Source organism: Streptococcus sp. STR1/CE/0325, assembly GCF_055386095.1.
The window spans coordinates 1,313,311-1,331,712 of record NZ_AP045018.1 but is presented as its reverse complement, the minus strand read 5'-3'; the positions used below and the strand labels follow the sequence as shown (position 1 = coordinate 1,331,712).

General features: G+C 45.6%; 7 protein-coding genes. All 7 read left to right on the top strand.

The annotated features are described in order from the left end of the window. Positions 1–25 precede the first annotated feature (25 nt). The 7 genes from ACZ49W_RS06470 to ACZ49W_RS06440 all read left to right on the top strand — a co-directional run bounded on the left by ACZ49W_RS06470 (position 26) and on the right by ACZ49W_RS06440 (position 18,239). On the top strand, positions 26–2,563 hold the full coding sequence (locus ACZ49W_RS06470) for a M1 family metallopeptidase (RefSeq protein WP_464814497.1): 2,538 nt from the start codon (positions 26–28) through the stop codon (positions 2,561–2,563). 199 nt (positions 2,564–2,762) lie between these two features. Beyond that, positions 2,763–13,145, top strand: a complete 10,383-nt coding sequence (locus ACZ49W_RS06465; RefSeq protein ID WP_464814496.1) for a Rib/alpha-like domain-containing protein — start codon at positions 2,763–2,765, stop codon at positions 13,143–13,145. Positions 13,146–13,303: 158 nt separating this feature from the next. Then, positions 13,304–13,750, top strand: a complete 447-nt coding sequence (locus ACZ49W_RS06460) for a CopY/TcrY family copper transport repressor (protein ID WP_464814495.1) — start codon at positions 13,304–13,306, stop codon at positions 13,748–13,750. Continuing rightward, the gene (locus ACZ49W_RS06455; RefSeq protein WP_464814494.1) at positions 13,747–15,948 is read left to right on the top strand and encodes a heavy metal translocating P-type ATPase; all 2,202 of its coding nucleotides are present in this window, start codon (positions 13,747–13,749) and stop codon (positions 15,946–15,948) included. Before ACZ49W_RS06460 ends, ACZ49W_RS06455 begins: the two co-directional genes overlap by 4 nt. Then, the gene (locus tag ACZ49W_RS06450; protein ID WP_464814493.1) at positions 15,945–16,154 is read left to right on the top strand and encodes a heavy-metal-associated domain-containing protein; all 210 of its coding nucleotides are present in this window, start codon (positions 15,945–15,947) and stop codon (positions 16,152–16,154) included. The genes ACZ49W_RS06455 and ACZ49W_RS06450 overlap by 4 nt, the downstream gene beginning before the upstream one ends. A 104-nt stretch (positions 16,155–16,258) precedes the next feature. Continuing rightward, on the top strand, positions 16,259–16,933 hold the full coding sequence (locus tag ACZ49W_RS06445) for a response regulator transcription factor (protein ID WP_464814492.1): 675 nt from the start codon (positions 16,259–16,261) through the stop codon (positions 16,931–16,933). Then, positions 16,923–18,239: a sensor histidine kinase gene (locus tag ACZ49W_RS06440; RefSeq protein ID WP_464814491.1), complete on the top strand. Its 1,317-nt coding sequence runs from the start codon at positions 16,923–16,925 to the stop codon at positions 18,237–18,239. The genes ACZ49W_RS06445 and ACZ49W_RS06440 overlap by 11 nt, the downstream gene beginning before the upstream one ends. The last annotated feature ends 163 nt before the right edge of the window (positions 18,240–18,402 follow it).

Below are 18,402 nucleotides of genomic sequence, written 5' to 3'. Positions count from 1 at the left end.
CTTTTATTTAGGTAAGGAGATTAGGATGACAAAAGTAGAACGTTTGATTGAGCGCTTTATTCCAGAACATTATAACCTGTTTTTGGATATCGATCGAAAAGCTAAGACCTTCACAGGAAATGTCGCAATCACAGGGGAGGCTTTGAAGGAAACTGTTTCTTTGCATCAAAAGGATTTGAGCATTCATTCGGTTCTTTTGGACAATACAGCCTTGTCGTTTAGCGTGGATGAGGAGCGTGAAGTTGTCGATATCGACTTGCCTGAACTTGGAAATATGACCTTGGTCATCGAGTTTTCAGGAAATATCACAGACAACATGACTGGCATGTACCCTTCTTACTACACCGTGGATGGGGTGAAAAAAGAGATTATCTCAACCCAGTTTGAGAGTCACTTTGCGCGTGAAGTTTTCCCAAGCATTGATGAACCTGAAGCCAAGGCGACTTTTGATTTGTCCCTCAAGTTTGACCAAAAAGAGGGGGAAATTGCCCTAGCCAATATGCCTGAAGTTCATAGCGAGCGCAGGCAAGAAACAGGGGTTTGGACCTTTGATACCACCCCTCGCATGTCCTCATATCTGCTCGCTTTTGCCTTTGGTGAGTTGCACGGCAAACTCTCCAAGACCAAAAATGGTACAGAAATCGGTGTCTTTGCCACGGTTGCCCATAAGGCATCTTCTCTTGATTTTGCGCTTGATATTGCTGAGCGGGTTATTGAGTTTTACGAGGATTATTTTGGAGTTCCTTATCCGATTCCACAATGTTACCATGTGGCTTTGCCTGACTTTTCATCAGGGGCTATGGAAAACTGGGGCCTGATCACCTATCGTGAAATCTATCTCTTGGTGGATGAAAACTCAACAGCTCTTAGCCGTCAGACCGTTGCCCTCGTGATTGCCCATGAGATTGCCCACCAGTGGTTTGGTAATCTTGTGACCATGAAGTGGTGGGATGACCTTTGGCTCAATGAAAGTTTTGCCAACATGATGGAGTATGTGTCTGTGGATGCTATTGAGCCGTCATGGAAGATTTTTGAGGACTTCCAAACGACTGGTGTGCCTGCGGCTCTTGAGCGCGATGCCATCGATGGGGTGCAGTCTGTCCATGTGGAAGTCAGCCATCCAGATGAGATTAACACCCTCTTTGATGCGGCTATTGTCTATGCCAAGGGAAGCCGTCTTATGCACATGTTGCGCCGTTGGTTGGGAGATCAAGACTTTGCAGCAGGTCTTAACCACTATTTCAAAGAACACCAGTATGGCAACACCATTGGTCTAGATCTTTGGAATGCGCTAGGGCAAGTATCTGGTAAAGACGTGGCAGGATTTATGGATAGCTGGTTGGAACAACCGGGTTACCCTGTTGTTACTGCTAAGGTGGAAGGTGACACCTTGATTTTAACGCAAAAGCAATTTTTCATCGGTGAGCATGAAGACAAGGGACGCTTGTGGCATATTCCACTCAATAGCAACTGGGAAGGTCTACCAGATGTGATGACGCAAGCGGTGCTTGAAATTCCAAATTATAGCCAACTGAAGGATCAAAATACAGGCGCCCTTCGTCTTAACACAGGAAATACGGCCCACTATATCACCAACTATGAGGGTGAACTTTTGGATGCGGTGATTGCTGAATTACCAGACCTAGATGCCACTAGTAAGCTACAAGCTGTGCAAGAGCGCCGTCTTTTAGCCCAAGCACAAATCATTTCTTATGCTAGCCTTCTTCCGATTTTAGAGCCTCTAAAAGATGAGTCGGCTTATATGGTAATGGCTGCCATGCAGTCTGTTATCGCAGACCTTCGTCTCTTTATCGAGGAAAAGAGTGAGGAAGAAGATCACTTTAATCAATTTGTACGCGAGCTCTTCCACGCCCAATATGAGCGCCTTGGATTTGAGAAGAAAGCAGGAGAGAGCGACGAAGATGAAAAGGTTCGTCAACTCGTCCTTTCAAACCTCGTGACGGCGAACGACAAGAACATGATGGCAAAAGCCAGTGAGATTTTTGCCCAGTATGACGGCAATCTTGACAGTATTCCAGCAAGTGTGCGCCTTTCTATCCTGTCTAGCCAGATGAAGATGCACGAAACTCCAGAGCTAGTGGACCTCTATCTCTCCACTTATCCGACCACGCGTGATGCTAATCTGCGTGACGAGCTTGCGATTGCCTTATCATTGACACAATCTGAAGAAACCTTGGAGCGTTTGGTTGCTGCCTTGAAAGACAAAGATGTCATCAAACCGCAAGACCTCTTCTTATGGTATATGCGTCTCCTTCGCAATAGCTTTAGTCAAGAGCAAATATGGACTTGGTCTAGGGAAAATTGGGACTGGATCAAAAAAGCCTTGGGTGGAGACATGAGCTTTGATAGCTTTGTCATCGCACCAGCCCGTGTCTTTAAGACCGCACAGCGCCTAGATGAGTACAAGGCCTTCTTTGAGCCACAACTTGGTGATCTGGCTATTAGCCGTAACATTTCCATGGGTATCAGCCAGATTAAGGCGCGTGTGGATTTGATTGAAAAAGATAAACCAGCTGTTGTAGCAGCACTCTTAGCATTATAGTCAGAAAAAGAGTTTGGAAGTCGTATTTCCGAGCTCTTTTTAGCTGGTTTTTTTAAATTGTGAAAATAGTGCTTAATATAGTAAAAAGTTGACAATTTCAATGAAAATCGTTATAATTTAGGGAGGTAATGCAAGTATAGTCCTCGCATAGAGTCCCCATGCTTGTTGTTATTAAAAAATAGAGAAGGAGTTCTGACCTTTGAAAAAGAACAAACATTCCAAATTTGATTGGTACAAAAGTAACCAACGCTTTTCATTAAGAAAGTATCATTTTGGTGTAGCAAGTGTCTTGCTTGGGACTGTTTTGACGCTAGGACTTGGTGACAAGGCTCAAGCTGATACAACAGAAGCGGGAGCTGACCCTCTTGTGACGGGTGTCGTCCCAGAGGACAAGGAAGCACTGGCTGAACCAGTAGCAGCGAGTAGCCTCGTAGCGCAAGATACCGCAGCTAAGGCGCAAGAAGAAGCGCCAAAAGCAGTTGAAGCGACAGCTGATACCAGTGCTCAAGAGAAGGAAGAAGTCACACCAGCTCTTGAAGCAACGCCAGCCGAAAGCACAGCAGCCCAACCTGCTGCGAAGCCAAAACCAAAAGCTCCTAGCCGTGAAGAGGCCTTTCCAAACGAAGGGCAAGCTATCCCGACTGGAACAGGTTTTCGTAAGGTAAGCCCTGAGACTTATACTCAAGCCGTGACGGACATCAATGCCCTTAGCCACCTCAATGACATTGAAAGAGCCTACTATCTTGGTCAGTTGGCTGAATTAACCAAAGGGGTTATCGATCGTAATTCTAAAGTTGCCGAACTTATTGCTGAGGCAAGAGCTTACGATCAGCGTGTCTCAACCAACCGTGGGACATCTGAAGCCGATGCCATCCAAAGTGCAGAGGTTTCAAAGGATGCTAGAAATACCATTAGTGGTGACGTTCGTCTCAAGTATGCTGATAACGTTAATGCAAATACGAGCGACAACACCAAGGGCTTAGGAGGTGTTACTGTCTATGCTCAATGGTATGAAAAGAATGGTCTCGCCTCTCCTATCTATAAGACAACCACCAAAGACGATGGTAGCTTTGTCATTGATATGGCGCCATTCATCGGAGCAGATGGGAAGAAATGGACCTTTAATGCTTATGCCTCTCTAGGGGCGGGCGATGCCAATGCCGAAAAATGGCGGATTTGGTCTGTCAACCCAGATGAAAGCAAATATAGCTTGCTTTACTCTTACGGTGAAGAGCAAATCGCACCAGAAGGAGATGCGCTGGACACGACTGCGGGTGCCAATAATGACACCGTCAATCAACGTTTGACCGATGTTGAAATCCAGTATGCTCACAAGAACTCTGATTTTTGGAAACAAAATGCAACGCAAACGCCAGCCTCACCAGATAAGAATGAAGGTGGTTTAGTTTCTGGTTCTGTTTACTGGAACAATGATGACCCTCAAGGAAACCTCCTTTGGAATGGTTTGATTAGTCGCGAAAAAGATGATATTGGACTTGAAGGCGTCAATGTCTATGCCTCTTACCTAAGTGACTATGCGGTGCAACAGTTAAACTCAGCTGACGTGCTTCAAAAATTTGTGGTAGCTGGGTCTGAATGGCAACCAAAAATCAATAATGATAAAACCTCTAATATCCGTAGCGGTAAGTGGAATCGTGAAAATGAGGAAAAACTAAGAGAATACCTCGTTCAACAAATCACAGCTGATCGTGCCAAATGGATTGCAGAAACTGTAACAGCCAAAACCGATGCTAAGGGTGATTTCAAAATCCAATTCAATGGAACCATGGGTTCTACATGGAATAACCCTGTTGCACCAGGTCTTATCCCAGGAATTAACAATGCTATCAAGAATAATTCTGAGGTGGCACTGCCTGATGGAACTAGGGTAAAAGGAATGGAATTGGCTGGTAAAGTAGCGCCAAATCCTTCCTTTGGTAGCTTTACGTCAAATGGTAACGGTTCAGCTAGCGACCCTAAAAAAATCGCAAAACACATTAACTTGGACTGGGTGATGGTGACAACGGATGCCCAAGGCATTTCCTTTACCACACCATTTTATGGCGACGTTCCTCGTGCAGCCAATGCTAGCCAATGGGGAGATGAAGGAGCAGTATCTTGGAATGTTTCTAATAATGCTGGTATTCAACCCTTGACACCGGGAAACTATAACATCTCTAACGTACGCTTTGCTGCCTTCCACAATGATGCGAAGTTTGACATTGTTAACTACGACTCATACTCAAACTATGCAGGACCTGGCGATACCGCCATTGCCAAGACTACGGGTCTTTCCCCAGTTGGGAACGAAAACTATAAGATTGTCTGGAAAGATGAAGATGGCAAGGTTCTTAATCCAGATGCGCCTACTGTTCGTCCTCTAGCAGATGGAACGCTTCCAGATTCAACTTTCAAAGTGCCAGATGACTTGAAAAAGACCACCACTTACTTTGCAGAGTTGTATAATGTCAATGAGGATGGTAGTCTGCCGAAATATCCAATTCAAAAGGATTCTTTCACAGCTGTTTACCGCATGTTGCCAAACTATGAGGATACTTATGCCAACCAAGGTGCTAAGAATACTAAGAGTGCAAATCCAACCTTCGATTTAGCCCATACCAAAGATACGGTTGAAAAATTACCTGTTCCAGAAGGGGCGAAATTCTCCTTTGTTTCTCTTGATGGATCAGACGCAGCACCAAGCAACTTCTCTATTGATGAAAATACAGGTGTCATCACATGGAAAGATGCCAAAGAAGATACTTCTGTTGGTGTGATGGTTGCTTATAAAGACGGTACCTTTGCCACGACAACAGCGAAATTCTTCGTTAATAAAGCCGATAATGAGAAGTATGAGCCTGCTTATACCGATACCGAAGTCAAGGCAGGTCAATCAGCAACCTCACAAGTGCCAACCTTTACAGATAAAGAGGGCAAAGCTGCTACTCCAAAAGTTAAATCTTACGCACTTGATACAACTGCACCAGCAGATACGAGTGTTGATAGCGAAGGTAAGGTCACTTATAAAGCACCAGCTGGAACAGCCCCTGGAACCGTTGTTGAAGTACCAGTTGTTGTGACTTATGAAGATGGCACAACAGACACCGTTAAGGCCAAGTTCACCGTTGTCGAATCTGACACAGACAAGTACACGCCAGCCTACGAGGAAGCATCTAACAAGGCTGGACAAAATGCGGTAACCAAAGCGCCAACCTTCACAGACAAAGCAGGTACAGCAGCTACTCCAGAACCAGCGCCAACCTACAAACTTGGAGAGAACGCTCCACAAGGCGCTAGCATCGACGAAAAGACAGGTGTTGTTACCCTTCCAATCCCAGCAGATGCTGAACCAGGCAAAGAATATAAGGTGCCAGTTGTGGTAACTTATAATGATGGTACAACCGATACAGTGGACGCACCGATTAAGGTGACGGATTCTGACAAGGATACCTACGCTCCTACTTATGCCGATACTGAGGTGAAAGCCGGTCAATCAGCAACATCAAAAGTACCAACCTTTACCGATAAAGATGGTGCTACTGCAACGCCAACAGCCACTTATGCTCTTGGTGACAACCCACCACAAGGTGCAACAGTCAATACAGATGGTACAGTAACCTACACTGCGCCAGCTAATACTCCAGTGGGAACTGTTGTTGAAGTTCCAGTTGTGGTGACTTACGAAGATGGTTCAAAAGATACTGTTAAGGCTAAATTCACCGTTGTGGATTCTGATACAGACAAGTACACACCTAAGTACGAGGAAGCTTCTAACAAAGCAGGACAAAATGCGGTAACCAAAGCTCCAACCTTCACGGATAAAGATGGAGCTACTGCGACACCAAGCCCAGCACCAACATACAAACTCGGTGACAATCCACCAACAGGTGCTACTGTTGATGAAAAGACAGGTGTCGTTACCCTTCCAATCCCAGCAGATGCTAAACCAGGTACAGAATACAAAGTTCCAGTTGTGGTAACTTATAATGATGGTACGACAGATAATGTGGATGCTCCGATTAAGGTGACAGATTCTGACACAGACAAGTACACGCCTAAGTATGAGGAAGCTTCTAACAAAGCAGGACAAAATGCGGTAACCAAAGCGCCAACCTTCACGGATAAAGATGGAGCTACTGCAACACCAAGCCCAGCACCAACCTACAAACTCGGTGATAATGCGCCAACAGGTGCTACTGTTGATGAAAAGACAGGTGTTGTTACCCTTCCAATCCCAGAGAACGCAACTCCAGGCACAGAGTACAAAGTTCCGGTTGTGGTGACTTACGGAGATGGTACGACAGATAATGTGGATGCTCCGATTAAGGTAGCCAATTCTGATAAAGACCAATATACTCCGGCTTATGCCGATACTGAGGTTAAAGCAGGTCAATCAGCGACATCAAAAGTACCAACCTTTACGGATGGATCTGGTACAGCTGCGACACCAACAGGCGTTTCTTATACTCTTGGTGACAACCCACCACAAGGTGCAACGGTCAATGCAGATGGTACGGTAACCTACGCTGCGCCAGCTGGAACTGCTTCAGGAACTGTCGTTGAAGTGCCAGTTGTAGTCACTTACGAGGACGGATCAAAAGAAACAGTCAAAGCGAAATTTACTGTTGTGGATTCTGACGCAGATAAATTTGAGCCTAAGTACGAGGAAGCTTCTGCGAAACCAGGTAAGGATGCGGTGTCTAAAGCGCCAACCTTCACGGATAAAGATGGAGCTACTGCAACACCAAGCCCAGCACCAACCTTTAAACTTGGTGACAATGCGCCAGAAGGGGCAAAAGTTGACCCAACGACTGGTGTTGTGACCATGCCAATCCCAGAAGACGCTAAACCAGGTACAGAATACAAGGTGCCAGTTGAAGTGACTTACGGTGACGGCACTAAGGACACGGTTGAAGTTCCAGTTAAGGTGGTTCCAACCGATGCGGATCAATACACGCCAGTTGGTAAGGATCAAACCGTTAACAAGGGTGACCAACCAAAACCAGAAGATTCGATTGACAACCTCAAAGACCTTCCAGAAGGTACTAAGGTAGAGTTCAAGGATCCAGTGGACACCACTACACCAGGTGATAAGGATGCGACAGTTGTCGTGACTTACCCAGATGGTTCTAAGGATGAAGTGCCAGTTAAAGTTAAGGTGACTGATCCAACCACTGACGCTGACAAGTACACACCAGCTTACGAAGAAGCTTCTGCGAAACCAGGTAAGGATGCGGTGTCTAAAGCGCCAACCTTCACGGATAAAGATGGAGCTACTGCAACACCAAGCCCAGCACCAACCTTCAAACTTGGTGACAATGCGCCAGAAGGGGCAAAAGTTGACCCAACGACTGGTGTTGTGACCATGCCAATCCCAGAAGATGCCAAACCAGGTACAGAATACAAGGTGCCAGTTGAAGTGACTTACGGTGACGGCACTAAGGACACGGTTGAAGTTCCAGTTAAGGTTGTTCCAACCGATGCGGATCAATACACGCCAGTTGGTAAGGATCAAACCGTTAACAAGGGTGACCAACCAAAACCAGAAGATTCGATTGACAACCTCAAAGACCTTCCAGAAGGCACTAAGGTAGAATTCAAGGATCCAGTGGATACGACGACACCAGGTGATAAGGATGCGACAGTTGTCGTGACTTACCCAGATGGTTCTAAGGATGAAGTGCCAGTTAAGGTGAAAGTGACTGATCCAACCACTGACGCAGATAAGTACACACCAGCTTACGAGGAAGCTTCTGCGAAACCAGGTAAGGATGCGGTGTCTAAAGCGCCAACCTTCACGGATAAAGATGGAGCTACTGCAACACCAAGCCCAGCACCAACCTTCAAACTTGGTGACAATGCGCCAGAAGGGGCAAAAGTTGACCCAACGACTGGTGTTGTGACCATGCCAATCCCAGAAGACGCTAAACCAGGTACAGAATACAAGGTGCCAGTTGAAGTGACTTACGGTGACGGCACTAAGGACACGGTTGAAGTTCCAGTTAAGGTGGTTCCAACCGATGCGGATCAATACACGCCAGTTGGTAAGGATCAAACCGTTAACAAGGGTGACCAACCAAAACCAGAAGATTCGATTGACAACCTCAAAGACCTTCCAGAAGGTACTAAGGTAGAGTTCAAGGATCCAGTGGACACCACTACACCAGGTGATAAGGATGCGACAGTTGTCGTGACTTACCCAGATGGTTCTAAGGATGAAGTGCCAGTTAAAGTTAAGGTGACTGATCCAACCACTGACGCTGACAAGTACACACCAGCTTACGAGGAAGCTTCTGCGAAACCAGGTAAGGATGCGGTGTCTAAAGCGCCAACCTTCACGGATAAAGATGGAGCTACTGCAACACCAAGCCCAGCACCAACCTTCAAACTTGGTGACAATGCGCCAGAAGGGGCAAAAGTTGACCCAACGACTGGTGTTGTGACCATGCCAATCCCAGAAGATGCCAAACCAGGTACAGAGTATAAGGTGCCAGTTGAAGTGACTTACGGTGATGGCACTAAGGACACGGTTGAAGTTCCAGTTAAGGTGGTTCCAACCGATGCGGATCAATACACGCCAGTTGGTAAAGATCAAACCGTTAACAAGGGTGACCAACCAAAACCAGAAGATTCGATTGACAACCTCAAAGACCTTCCAGAAGGAACTAAGGTAGAATTCAAGGATCCAGTGGATACGACGACACCAGGTGACAAGGATGCGACAGTTGTGGTGACTTACCCAGATGGTTCTAAGGATGAAGTGCCAGTTAAAGTTAAGGTGACTGATCCAACCACTGACGCTGACAAGTACACACCAGCTTACGAGGAAGCTTCTGCGAAACCAGGTAAGGATGCGGTGTCTAAAGCGCCAACCTTCACGGATAAAGATGGAGCTACTGCAACACCAAGCCCAGCACCAACCTTTAAACTTGGTGACAATGCGTCAGAAGGGGCAAAAGTTGACCCAACGACTGGTGTTGTGACCATGCCAATCCCAGAAGATGCCAAACCAGGTACAGAGTATAAGGTGCCAGTTGAAGTGACTTACGGTGATGGCACTAAGGACACGGTTGAAGTTCCAGTTAAGGTGGTTCCAACCGATGCGGATCAATACACGCCAGTTGGTAAAGATCAAACCGTTAACAAGGGTGACCAACCAAAACCAGAAGATTCGATTGACAACCTCAAAGACCTTCCAGAAGGCACTAAGGTAGAATTCAAGGATCCAGTGGACACCACTACACCAGGTGACAAGGATGCGACAGTTGTCGTGACTTACCCAGATGGTTCTAAGGATGAAGTGCCAGTTAAAGTTAAAGTGGTTGACCCACGCACTGACGCAGATAAGTACACACCAATCGGTAAGGACCAAACGGTTAAACCAGGTGACAAGCCAAAAGCTGAGGATTCGATTGAAAACCTCAAAGACCTCCCAGAAGGTACGAAGGTAGAGTTCAAGGATCCAGTGGATACGACTACTCCAGGTGAGAAAGAAGCGACAGTTGTCGTGACTTACCCAGATGGTTCTAAGGACGAAGTACCAGTTAAGGTGAAAGTGGTTGACCCACGCACTGACGCAGACAAGTACGATCCAATCGGTAAGGATCAAACGGTTAAACCGGGTGACAAGCCAAAAGCTGAGGATTCGATTGAAAACCTCAAGGACCTTCCAGAAGGCACTAAGGTAGAATTCAAGGATCCAGTGGACACCACGACACCAGGTGACAAGGAAGCGACAGTTGTGGTGACTTACCCAGACGGTTCTAAGGACGAAGTGCCAGTTAAAGTGAAAGTGGTTGACCCACGCACTGACGCAGATAAGTACACACCAATCGGTAAGGACCAAACGGTTAAACCAGGTGACAAGCCAAAAGCTGAGGATTCGATTGAAAACCTCAAAGACCTACCAGAAGGTACGAAGGTAGAGTTCAAGGATCCAGTGGACACCACGACACCAGGTGACAAGGATGCGACAGTTGTGGTGACTTACCCAGATGGTTCTAAGGATGAAGTGCCAGTTAAAGTTAAGGTGACTGATCCACGCACTGACGCAGATAAGTACACACCAATCGGTAAAGATCAAACGGTTAAACCAGGTGACAAGCCAAAAGCTGAGGATTCCATTGAAAACCTCAAAGAACTACCAGAAGGTACGAAGGTAGAGTTCAAGGATCCAGTGGACACCACGACACCAGGTGACAAGGATGCGACAGTTGTGGTGACTTACCCAGACGGTTCTAAGGACGAAGTGCCAGTTAAAGTGAAAGTGGTTGACCCACGCACTGACGCAGATAAGTACACACCAATCGGTAAGGATCAAACGGTTAAACCAGGTGACAAGCCAAAAGCTGAGGATTCCATTGAAAACCTCAAAGACCTCCCAGAAGGCACCAAGGTAGAGTTCAAGGATCCAGTGGACACCACGACACCAGGTGACAAGGATGCGACAGTTGTGGTGACTTACCCAGATGGTTCTAAGGACGAAGTGCCAGTTAAAGTTAAGGTGACTGATCCACGCACTGACGCAGACAAGTACGATCCAATCGGTAAGGATCAAACGGTTAAACCGGGTGACAAGCCAAAAGCTGAGGATTCGATTGAAAACCTCAAGGACCTTCCAGAAGGCACTAAGGTAGAATTCAAGGATCCAGTGGACACCACGACACCAGGTGACAAGGAAGCGACAGTTGTGGTGACTTACCCAGACGGTTCTAAGGACGAAGTGCCAGTTAAAGTGAAAGTGGTTGACCCACGCACTGACGCAGATAAGTACACACCAATCGGTAAGGACCAAACGGTTAAACCAGGTGACAAGCCAAAAGCTGAGGATTCGATTGAAAACCTCAAAGACCTACCAGAAGGTACGAAGGTAGAGTTCAAGGATCCAGTGGACACCACGACACCAGGTGACAAGGATGCGACAGTTGTGGTGACTTACCCAGATGGTTCTAAGGATGAAGTGCCAGTTAAAGTTAAGGTGACTGATCCACGCACTGACGCAGATAAGTACACACCAATCGGTAAAGATCAAACGGTTAAACCAGGTGACAAGCCAAAAGCTGAGGATTCCATTGAAAACCTCAAAGAACTACCAGAAGGTACGAAGGTAGAGTTCAAGGATCCAGTGGACACCACGACACCAGGTGACAAGGATGCGACAGTTGTGGTGACTTACCCAGACGGTTCTAAGGACGAAGTGCCAGTTAAAGTGAAAGTGGTTGACCCACGCACTGACGCAGATAAGTACACACCAATCGGTAAGGATCAAACGGTTAAACCAGGTGACAAGCCAAAAGCTGAGGATTCCATTGAAAACCTCAAAGACCTCCCAGAAGGCACCAAGGTAGAGTTCAAGGATCCAGTGGACACCACGACACCAGGTGACAAGGATGCGACAGTTGTGGTGACTTACCCAGATGGTTCTAAGGACGAAGTGCCAGTTAAAGTTAAGGTGACTGATCCACGCACTGACGCAGATAAGTACACACCAATCGGTAAGGACCAAACGGTTAAACCAGGTGACAAGCCAAAAGCTGAGGATTCGATTGAAAACCTCAAAGACCTCCCAGAAGGTACGAAGGTAGAGTTCAAGGATCCAGTGGATACGACTACTCCAGGTGAGAAAGAAGCGACAGTTGTCGTGACTTACCCAGATGGTTCTAAGGACGAAGTGCCAGTTAAGGTGAAAGTGGTTGACCCACGCACTGACGCAGACAAGTACGATCCAATCGGTAAGGATCAAACGGTTAAACCGGGTGACAAGCCAAAAGCTGAGGATTCGATTGAAAACCTCAAGGACCTTCCAGAAGGCACTAAGGTAGAATTCAAGGATCCAGTGGACACCACGACACCAGGTGACAAGGAAGCGACAGTTGTGGTGACTTACCCAGACGGTTCTAAGGACGAAGTGCCAGTTAAAGTGAAAGTGGTTGACCCACGCACTGACGCAGATAAGTACACACCAATCGGTAAAGATCAAACGGTTAAACCAGGTGACAAGCCAAAAGCTGAGGATTCGATTGAAAACCTCAAGGACCTTCCAGAAGGTACGAAGGTAGAATTCAAGGATCCAGTGGACACCACGACACCAGGTGACAAGGAAGCGACAGTTGTGGTGACTTACCCAGACGGTTCTAAGGACGAAGTGCCAGTTAAAGTGAAAGTGGTTGACCCACGCACTGACGCAGATAAGTACGATCCAATCGGTAAGGATCAAACGGTTAAACCGGGTGACAAGCCAAAAGCTGAGGATTCGATTGAAAACCTCAAGGACCTTCCAGAAGGTACGAAGGTAGAGTTCAAGGATCCAGTGGATACGACTACTCCAGGAATTAAAGAAGCTATTGTAGTAGTGACCTATCCAGATGGTTCTAAGGACGAAGTCAAGGTGAGAATCATTGTCGAAGATAAGAGCCAGCCTTCAGATCAAACAGATAAGACGAAGGAAACACCTCGTCAAACGACTCAAAATGAGTTACCAAAAACTGGAGAAACTTCTATGTCTCTCCTCCCTGTTGGTGCTGTTTTGATGACCTTAGGTCTAGGAATGATGGCAAAAGGCCGTAAGCGTGAGAATGACTAAGTTAGTTCATTTCTAACCGCACAGGAAAGAGAGAACGTTTAACGTTCTCTCTTTTTTTGATGAAAACAATCTCTTCTCTTGACAAATACCGATTACAGGTGTAAACTATAATCACAAATAACGTTTACAGTTGTAATCAAAAAGAGGGGGGATTCCTAATGAATGATAAAGAGATGAGTCCAGCTGAGTGGGAGGTTATGCGGGTCTTGTGGGCTAGTCCTAGGAGCAGGAGCAGTTATATCATCTCTCAATTAGAAGAAGAGTTTGGCTGGAAAAGTAGTACCATCAAGACCTTGCTCAATCGACTGAAGAACAAGGGCTTGATCGAGATGGTCAAAGAAGATAGGAAATTTTACTATCTCCCTCTTTTGGATGAAAACGAGCATCTGAACAAGGTCTTTAGGCAGCTATTTGATCATATTTGTCAAACCAAGCATGGAGAAGCCATGAGCAATCTATTAAGAGGCGTTGAGCTTAGTCAGTCGGATTTAGATTTGTTAGAGGTGACCATTAAAGAAAAACGGCTTAGTGCTAAGGATGATCTCAGTTGCCAATGTAAACGTGGTCAATGTGCTTGCAGGCATTGCCAAAAGGAGGAAGCATGACAAAACGTGAATATGAAATCAAAGGCATGACATGTGCGGCGTGCGCCTTAACCATTGAAAAAGTGGTGGGAAAGCTAGATGGGGTTGAGACGGCCAAGGTCAATCCCGCCACCAACACCCTAACAGTCGAGGGTCAAGGTCAAAACCTAGATGATAGGGTCCAAGAAAAAGTGGAAAAGGCTGGTTATCAGGCAAAGGTAAAAGTTTTTGCGCCTAAAAAGCAGAATGATGAGGCTCTAGCTGGGCTGAAAAAGCGTTTATGGATAGCCCTTTTAGCGACGCTTCCTTTGTTGTATCTGGCTATGGGGCCTATGATTGGTTTAGGGCTACCTCAGATAGATGCCGGCTTATTAGGAGTGATTGAGCTAGGCTTGATCAGTATCGTCTTGTTCCAAGGGCGTTCTATCTATCAAAGAGGGCTTTTCTCCCTCTTTCACGGGGAGCCCAATATGGATAGCTTGATCTCTCTAGGAACAGGGGCTGCGGTTTTGGCAAGTTTATTTTCGCTCTATTCTCTGGTTATGACGGGCGAGTCGAGGAATCATCTCTATTTTGAGTCGGCTGCGGTTATTTTGACCTTGGTGTTCTTGGGAAAATACTTGGAGGAAAAATCAAAACGCCAGACCTCTCAAGCAGTCGAGGAATTGCTCAATCTCATCCCAGATCAGGTTGAGGTCTTGCGAGATGGCAGTTTTCAGATGCTTCCTTTTGAGGCTGTTCAAAAAGGGGACAGCATTCGGATTAAACCAGGGGGTAAGATTCCTGTTGATGGAGTCGTCCTTGAAGGAAGGAGCTGGGTCGATGAGTCGAGTATGACGGGTGAGCCTTTGCCTGTTGAAAAAGAGAAAGGTGACCAGCTGCTCAGTGGTACCATCAATCAAGAAGGGGTTTTGATTTATCAAGCGACCAAGGTGGGAGAAGAAACCAGTCTGGCTCAGATTGTTCAGCTGGTTGAAGCTGCGCAAAATACCAAGGCAGAATTGGCCAACTTAGCCGACCGTCTGGCTCGTGTTTTTGTTCCAACGGTCTTGGTGCTGGCTCTCTTGTCCTTTGTCTTTTGGCTGGTCATCATGGGGCGCAGTTTTGAGTTTTCGCTTTCTATCTTGATTGCGGTCTTGGTGATTGCTTGCCCTTGTGCCTTGGGCTTAGCCACGCCTGTTGCGATTATGGTTGCGACTGGAACAGGTGCAAAAGAAGGGATCTTAATCAAATCTGCAGCCAGTCTTGAAAAAGGCGATCAGATGACGACCCTTGTGTTGGATAAAACAGGAACCATTACCAAGGGCAAACCAGAAATGAATCGCATTGTCACTAGAGGCCATCTTTCAAAAAACGAAGCCTTGCAATTAGCAGCCAGTTTGGAGCAATATTCGGAGCATCCTATCGCCCACGCCTTTATCACTAAAGCAAGAGAAGATGGAGAAGAGGTGGTCTTTGTAGAAGATGTTCAGATAGAAGCAGGAAAAGGCCTCTTAGGAAGCTATAAGGGACAAGGTCTGCTTTTGGGAAATAAGCGCTTGATGCAGGAAGAGGGCATTTCTTTGGCGGATTTAGCTGCTTTTGAGGGCTTATCCAGTCCCATTTATTTGGCCATTGATGGGGAGGTGCTCGCAGGTTTTGAAGTAGCAGACTTGGTGAAAACAGATAGCAAAAGAGCTATTGCCTCCCTAAAAAAACGAGGGCTTCGAGTGATGATGCTGACAGGAGATGAGGAAGAAACAGCTCGTGCTATTGCTAGGGAAGTCGGCATTGATGACGTTATCTCTGGTGTTTTGCCAAGTCAAAAACATGCCGTTATTGAAACCTTAAAACAAGAAGGAAATAGAGTGGCTATGGTTGGTGATGGCATCAATGATGCGGCAGCTCTTGCAAGCGCGGATTTAGGGATTGCCATTGGTTCTGGCGCAGATATTGCTATTGAGTCAGCCGATGTGATTTTAATGAGAAGTCAGTTGCAAGATTTGGTCGGTTTTTTTGCCCTATCACAGGTCAGTCTTAAAACCATCAAGGAAAATCTCTTCTGGGCCTTCCTTTATAATATCCTAGGTATTCCCTTAGCCATGGGGATTTGGTATCTCTTTGGTGGTCCTCTCCTCAATCCGATGTTCGCCGGTCTTGCGATGAGTTTAAGCTCGCTTTCTGTCATTCTCAATGCCCTACGTTTACCCCTTAGATGGAAGAAAGGAAAAGAAAAATGAAACAAACCCTTTATTTAGAAAATATGTCCTGTGACCACTGCAAAATGCGGGTCACACAAGCCCTAGAAGCGATGGCAGGTGTTAGCCATGTTAAGGTTGACTTACCTAGCCAGCGTGTTACCCTTGAGGTGGAAGTGCCTTACAACCAAGCAGATTATCAAGCGGCCCTTGAAGATACCATTTACGAGGTTAACCGAGTGGAATAGCAGCAAAAAACAGAAGTCTGGTTTCAGGCATCTGTTTTTTTGCTTTTCCTTTAGTTGAAATTAAGGCAAATATGGTATAATGACTTAAAAGGTAGGAAAGAAACATGATAAAAATATTATTAGTAGAAGATGACTTGAGTTTATCAAACTCTGTCTTTGATTTTTTGGATGATTTTGCAGATGTCATGCAGGCTTTTGATGGCGAGGAGGGGCTTTATGAGGCCGAAAGTGGTGTCTATGACTTGATTTTATTGGACCTGATGTTGCCTGAAAAGAACGGCTTTCAAGTCTTAAAAGAGTTGCGCGAAAAAGGAGTGACCACACCTGTCATTATCATGACCGCTAAAGAAAGCATCGATGACAAGGGACATGGCTTTGAGCTAGGAGCGGATGATTATCTGACCAAACCCTTTTACCTTGAAGAGCTCAAGATGCGCATCCAAGCCCTGCTCAAACGCTCCGGCAAGATCACAGACAATACCATTACTTACGGAGATGTTTCTGTCAATCTCTCCACCAATACAACCTTGGTGAATGGCAAAGAAGTGGACCTTTTGGGCAAAGAATTTGACCTTTTGCTCTATTTCTTGCAAAATCAAAATGTCATTTTGCCTAAAACCCAGATTTTTGATCGGATTTGGGGGTTTGACAGCGACACCACGATTTCTGTGGTGGAGGTCTATGTGTCCAAGATTCGTAAAAAGTTAAAGGGAACAGATTTTGCAAAACATCTGCAAACACTTCGGAGTGTGGGGTATATTTTAAAACATGAAGCATAAGGTTGGCGCCTCTTTTAAATCGGATAACTGGGATTCTTTCATTCACTTTTTCATGGTTTTCACTGGCATTTTCATCATTATGACAGTGATTATCCTGCAATTTATGCGTTTTGGGATTTACGCTTCAGTGGATTCCAGCCTAAAAACAGCACAAAAAGATGCCAATTCTTATGTGACCCTCACCATGATTAAGAGTAGTCTGGCTTATCTCAGTGGCAAAACAGATCAAAAAGAGGAAAAGACGGACAACAAAACTAAGGTCACCCCTCCGAGTGAAGTGGTGGCAAACACCAACTTGATTGTCTATGACCAAGAAGGCACGATTTTAAATAGTCTGGATTCCTTTTCTGGTTTAGACAGTCTGCCTTTAGGGAAAAATAAACTCGGCAAGATTTCACAAGTGGAAGTGACCAATATCTCAGGGAAAAAGCAAAAGTATCGCACCTTGACCATTGCGATTAACAATCTGGCTTACCCTGAGGTGGCTTATGCCAAGATTGCCATCAATACCACTCAGTTAGAAGAGGCGAACGATCGCTATTCACGCATGATTGTGATCATCATGGTGGTCTTTTGGATCATCTCGATTGGGGCTAGCGTTTATCTGGCAAATTGGAGTCGTAAGCCGATTTTACTGAGTTATGAAAAGCAAAAGGCTTTTGTCGAAAATGCCAGTCACGAACTAAGAACCCCCTTGGCTGTTTTACAAAATCGCTTAGAAACCCTCTTTAGAAAGCCAGAATCAACTATTTTAGAAAATACCGAGCAGATTGCCTCCAGTTTAGAAGAAGTGCGTAATATGCGGCTCTTGACCACTAATTTGCTGAATCTAGCTAGACGTGATGATGGGATTAAGCCCAATATGGAGGACATCCAGCCCCAATTTTTCACCGATATTTTTAAGAATTATAGCTTGATTGCTGAAGAAACAGGAAAGAGCTTTGAAGGACAGCTAGACATAAATCGTGTGGTAAAATCTGATAAGACCCTACTCAAGCAGCTCATGACCATTCTTTTTGATAATGCGCTGAAATATACAGGCGATGATGGCAAGATTCATTTTGCAGTTGAAACCAGAGATAAGTTTCTCCTGTTGCGAGTGTCGGATAATGGCATTGGCATTTGTGATGAGGATAAAAAACATATCTTTGATCGCTTTTACCGTGTGGATAAGGCAAGAACCAGACAGCAAGGTGGTTTTGGACTGGGCTTGTCCCTTGCCAAGCAAATTGTGGAGTCTATGAAAGGCACTATCACAGTGGAAGACAACTCACCACAAGGGACTGTTTTTGAAGTTAGATTATAAAAAAATGTCTCTTTCTGATTGAGTTGAGCAGATGCCTATCAGTCACACTAGAAATAAAAAAGGAAGCTTGGGATACGGGACCGAGCTTCCTTTTGATTTATTGTCTTATAGAGAAAACCAATTGTCTGAATTTTTGTGACTTCTCCTTTTTAAAGGCACGAAA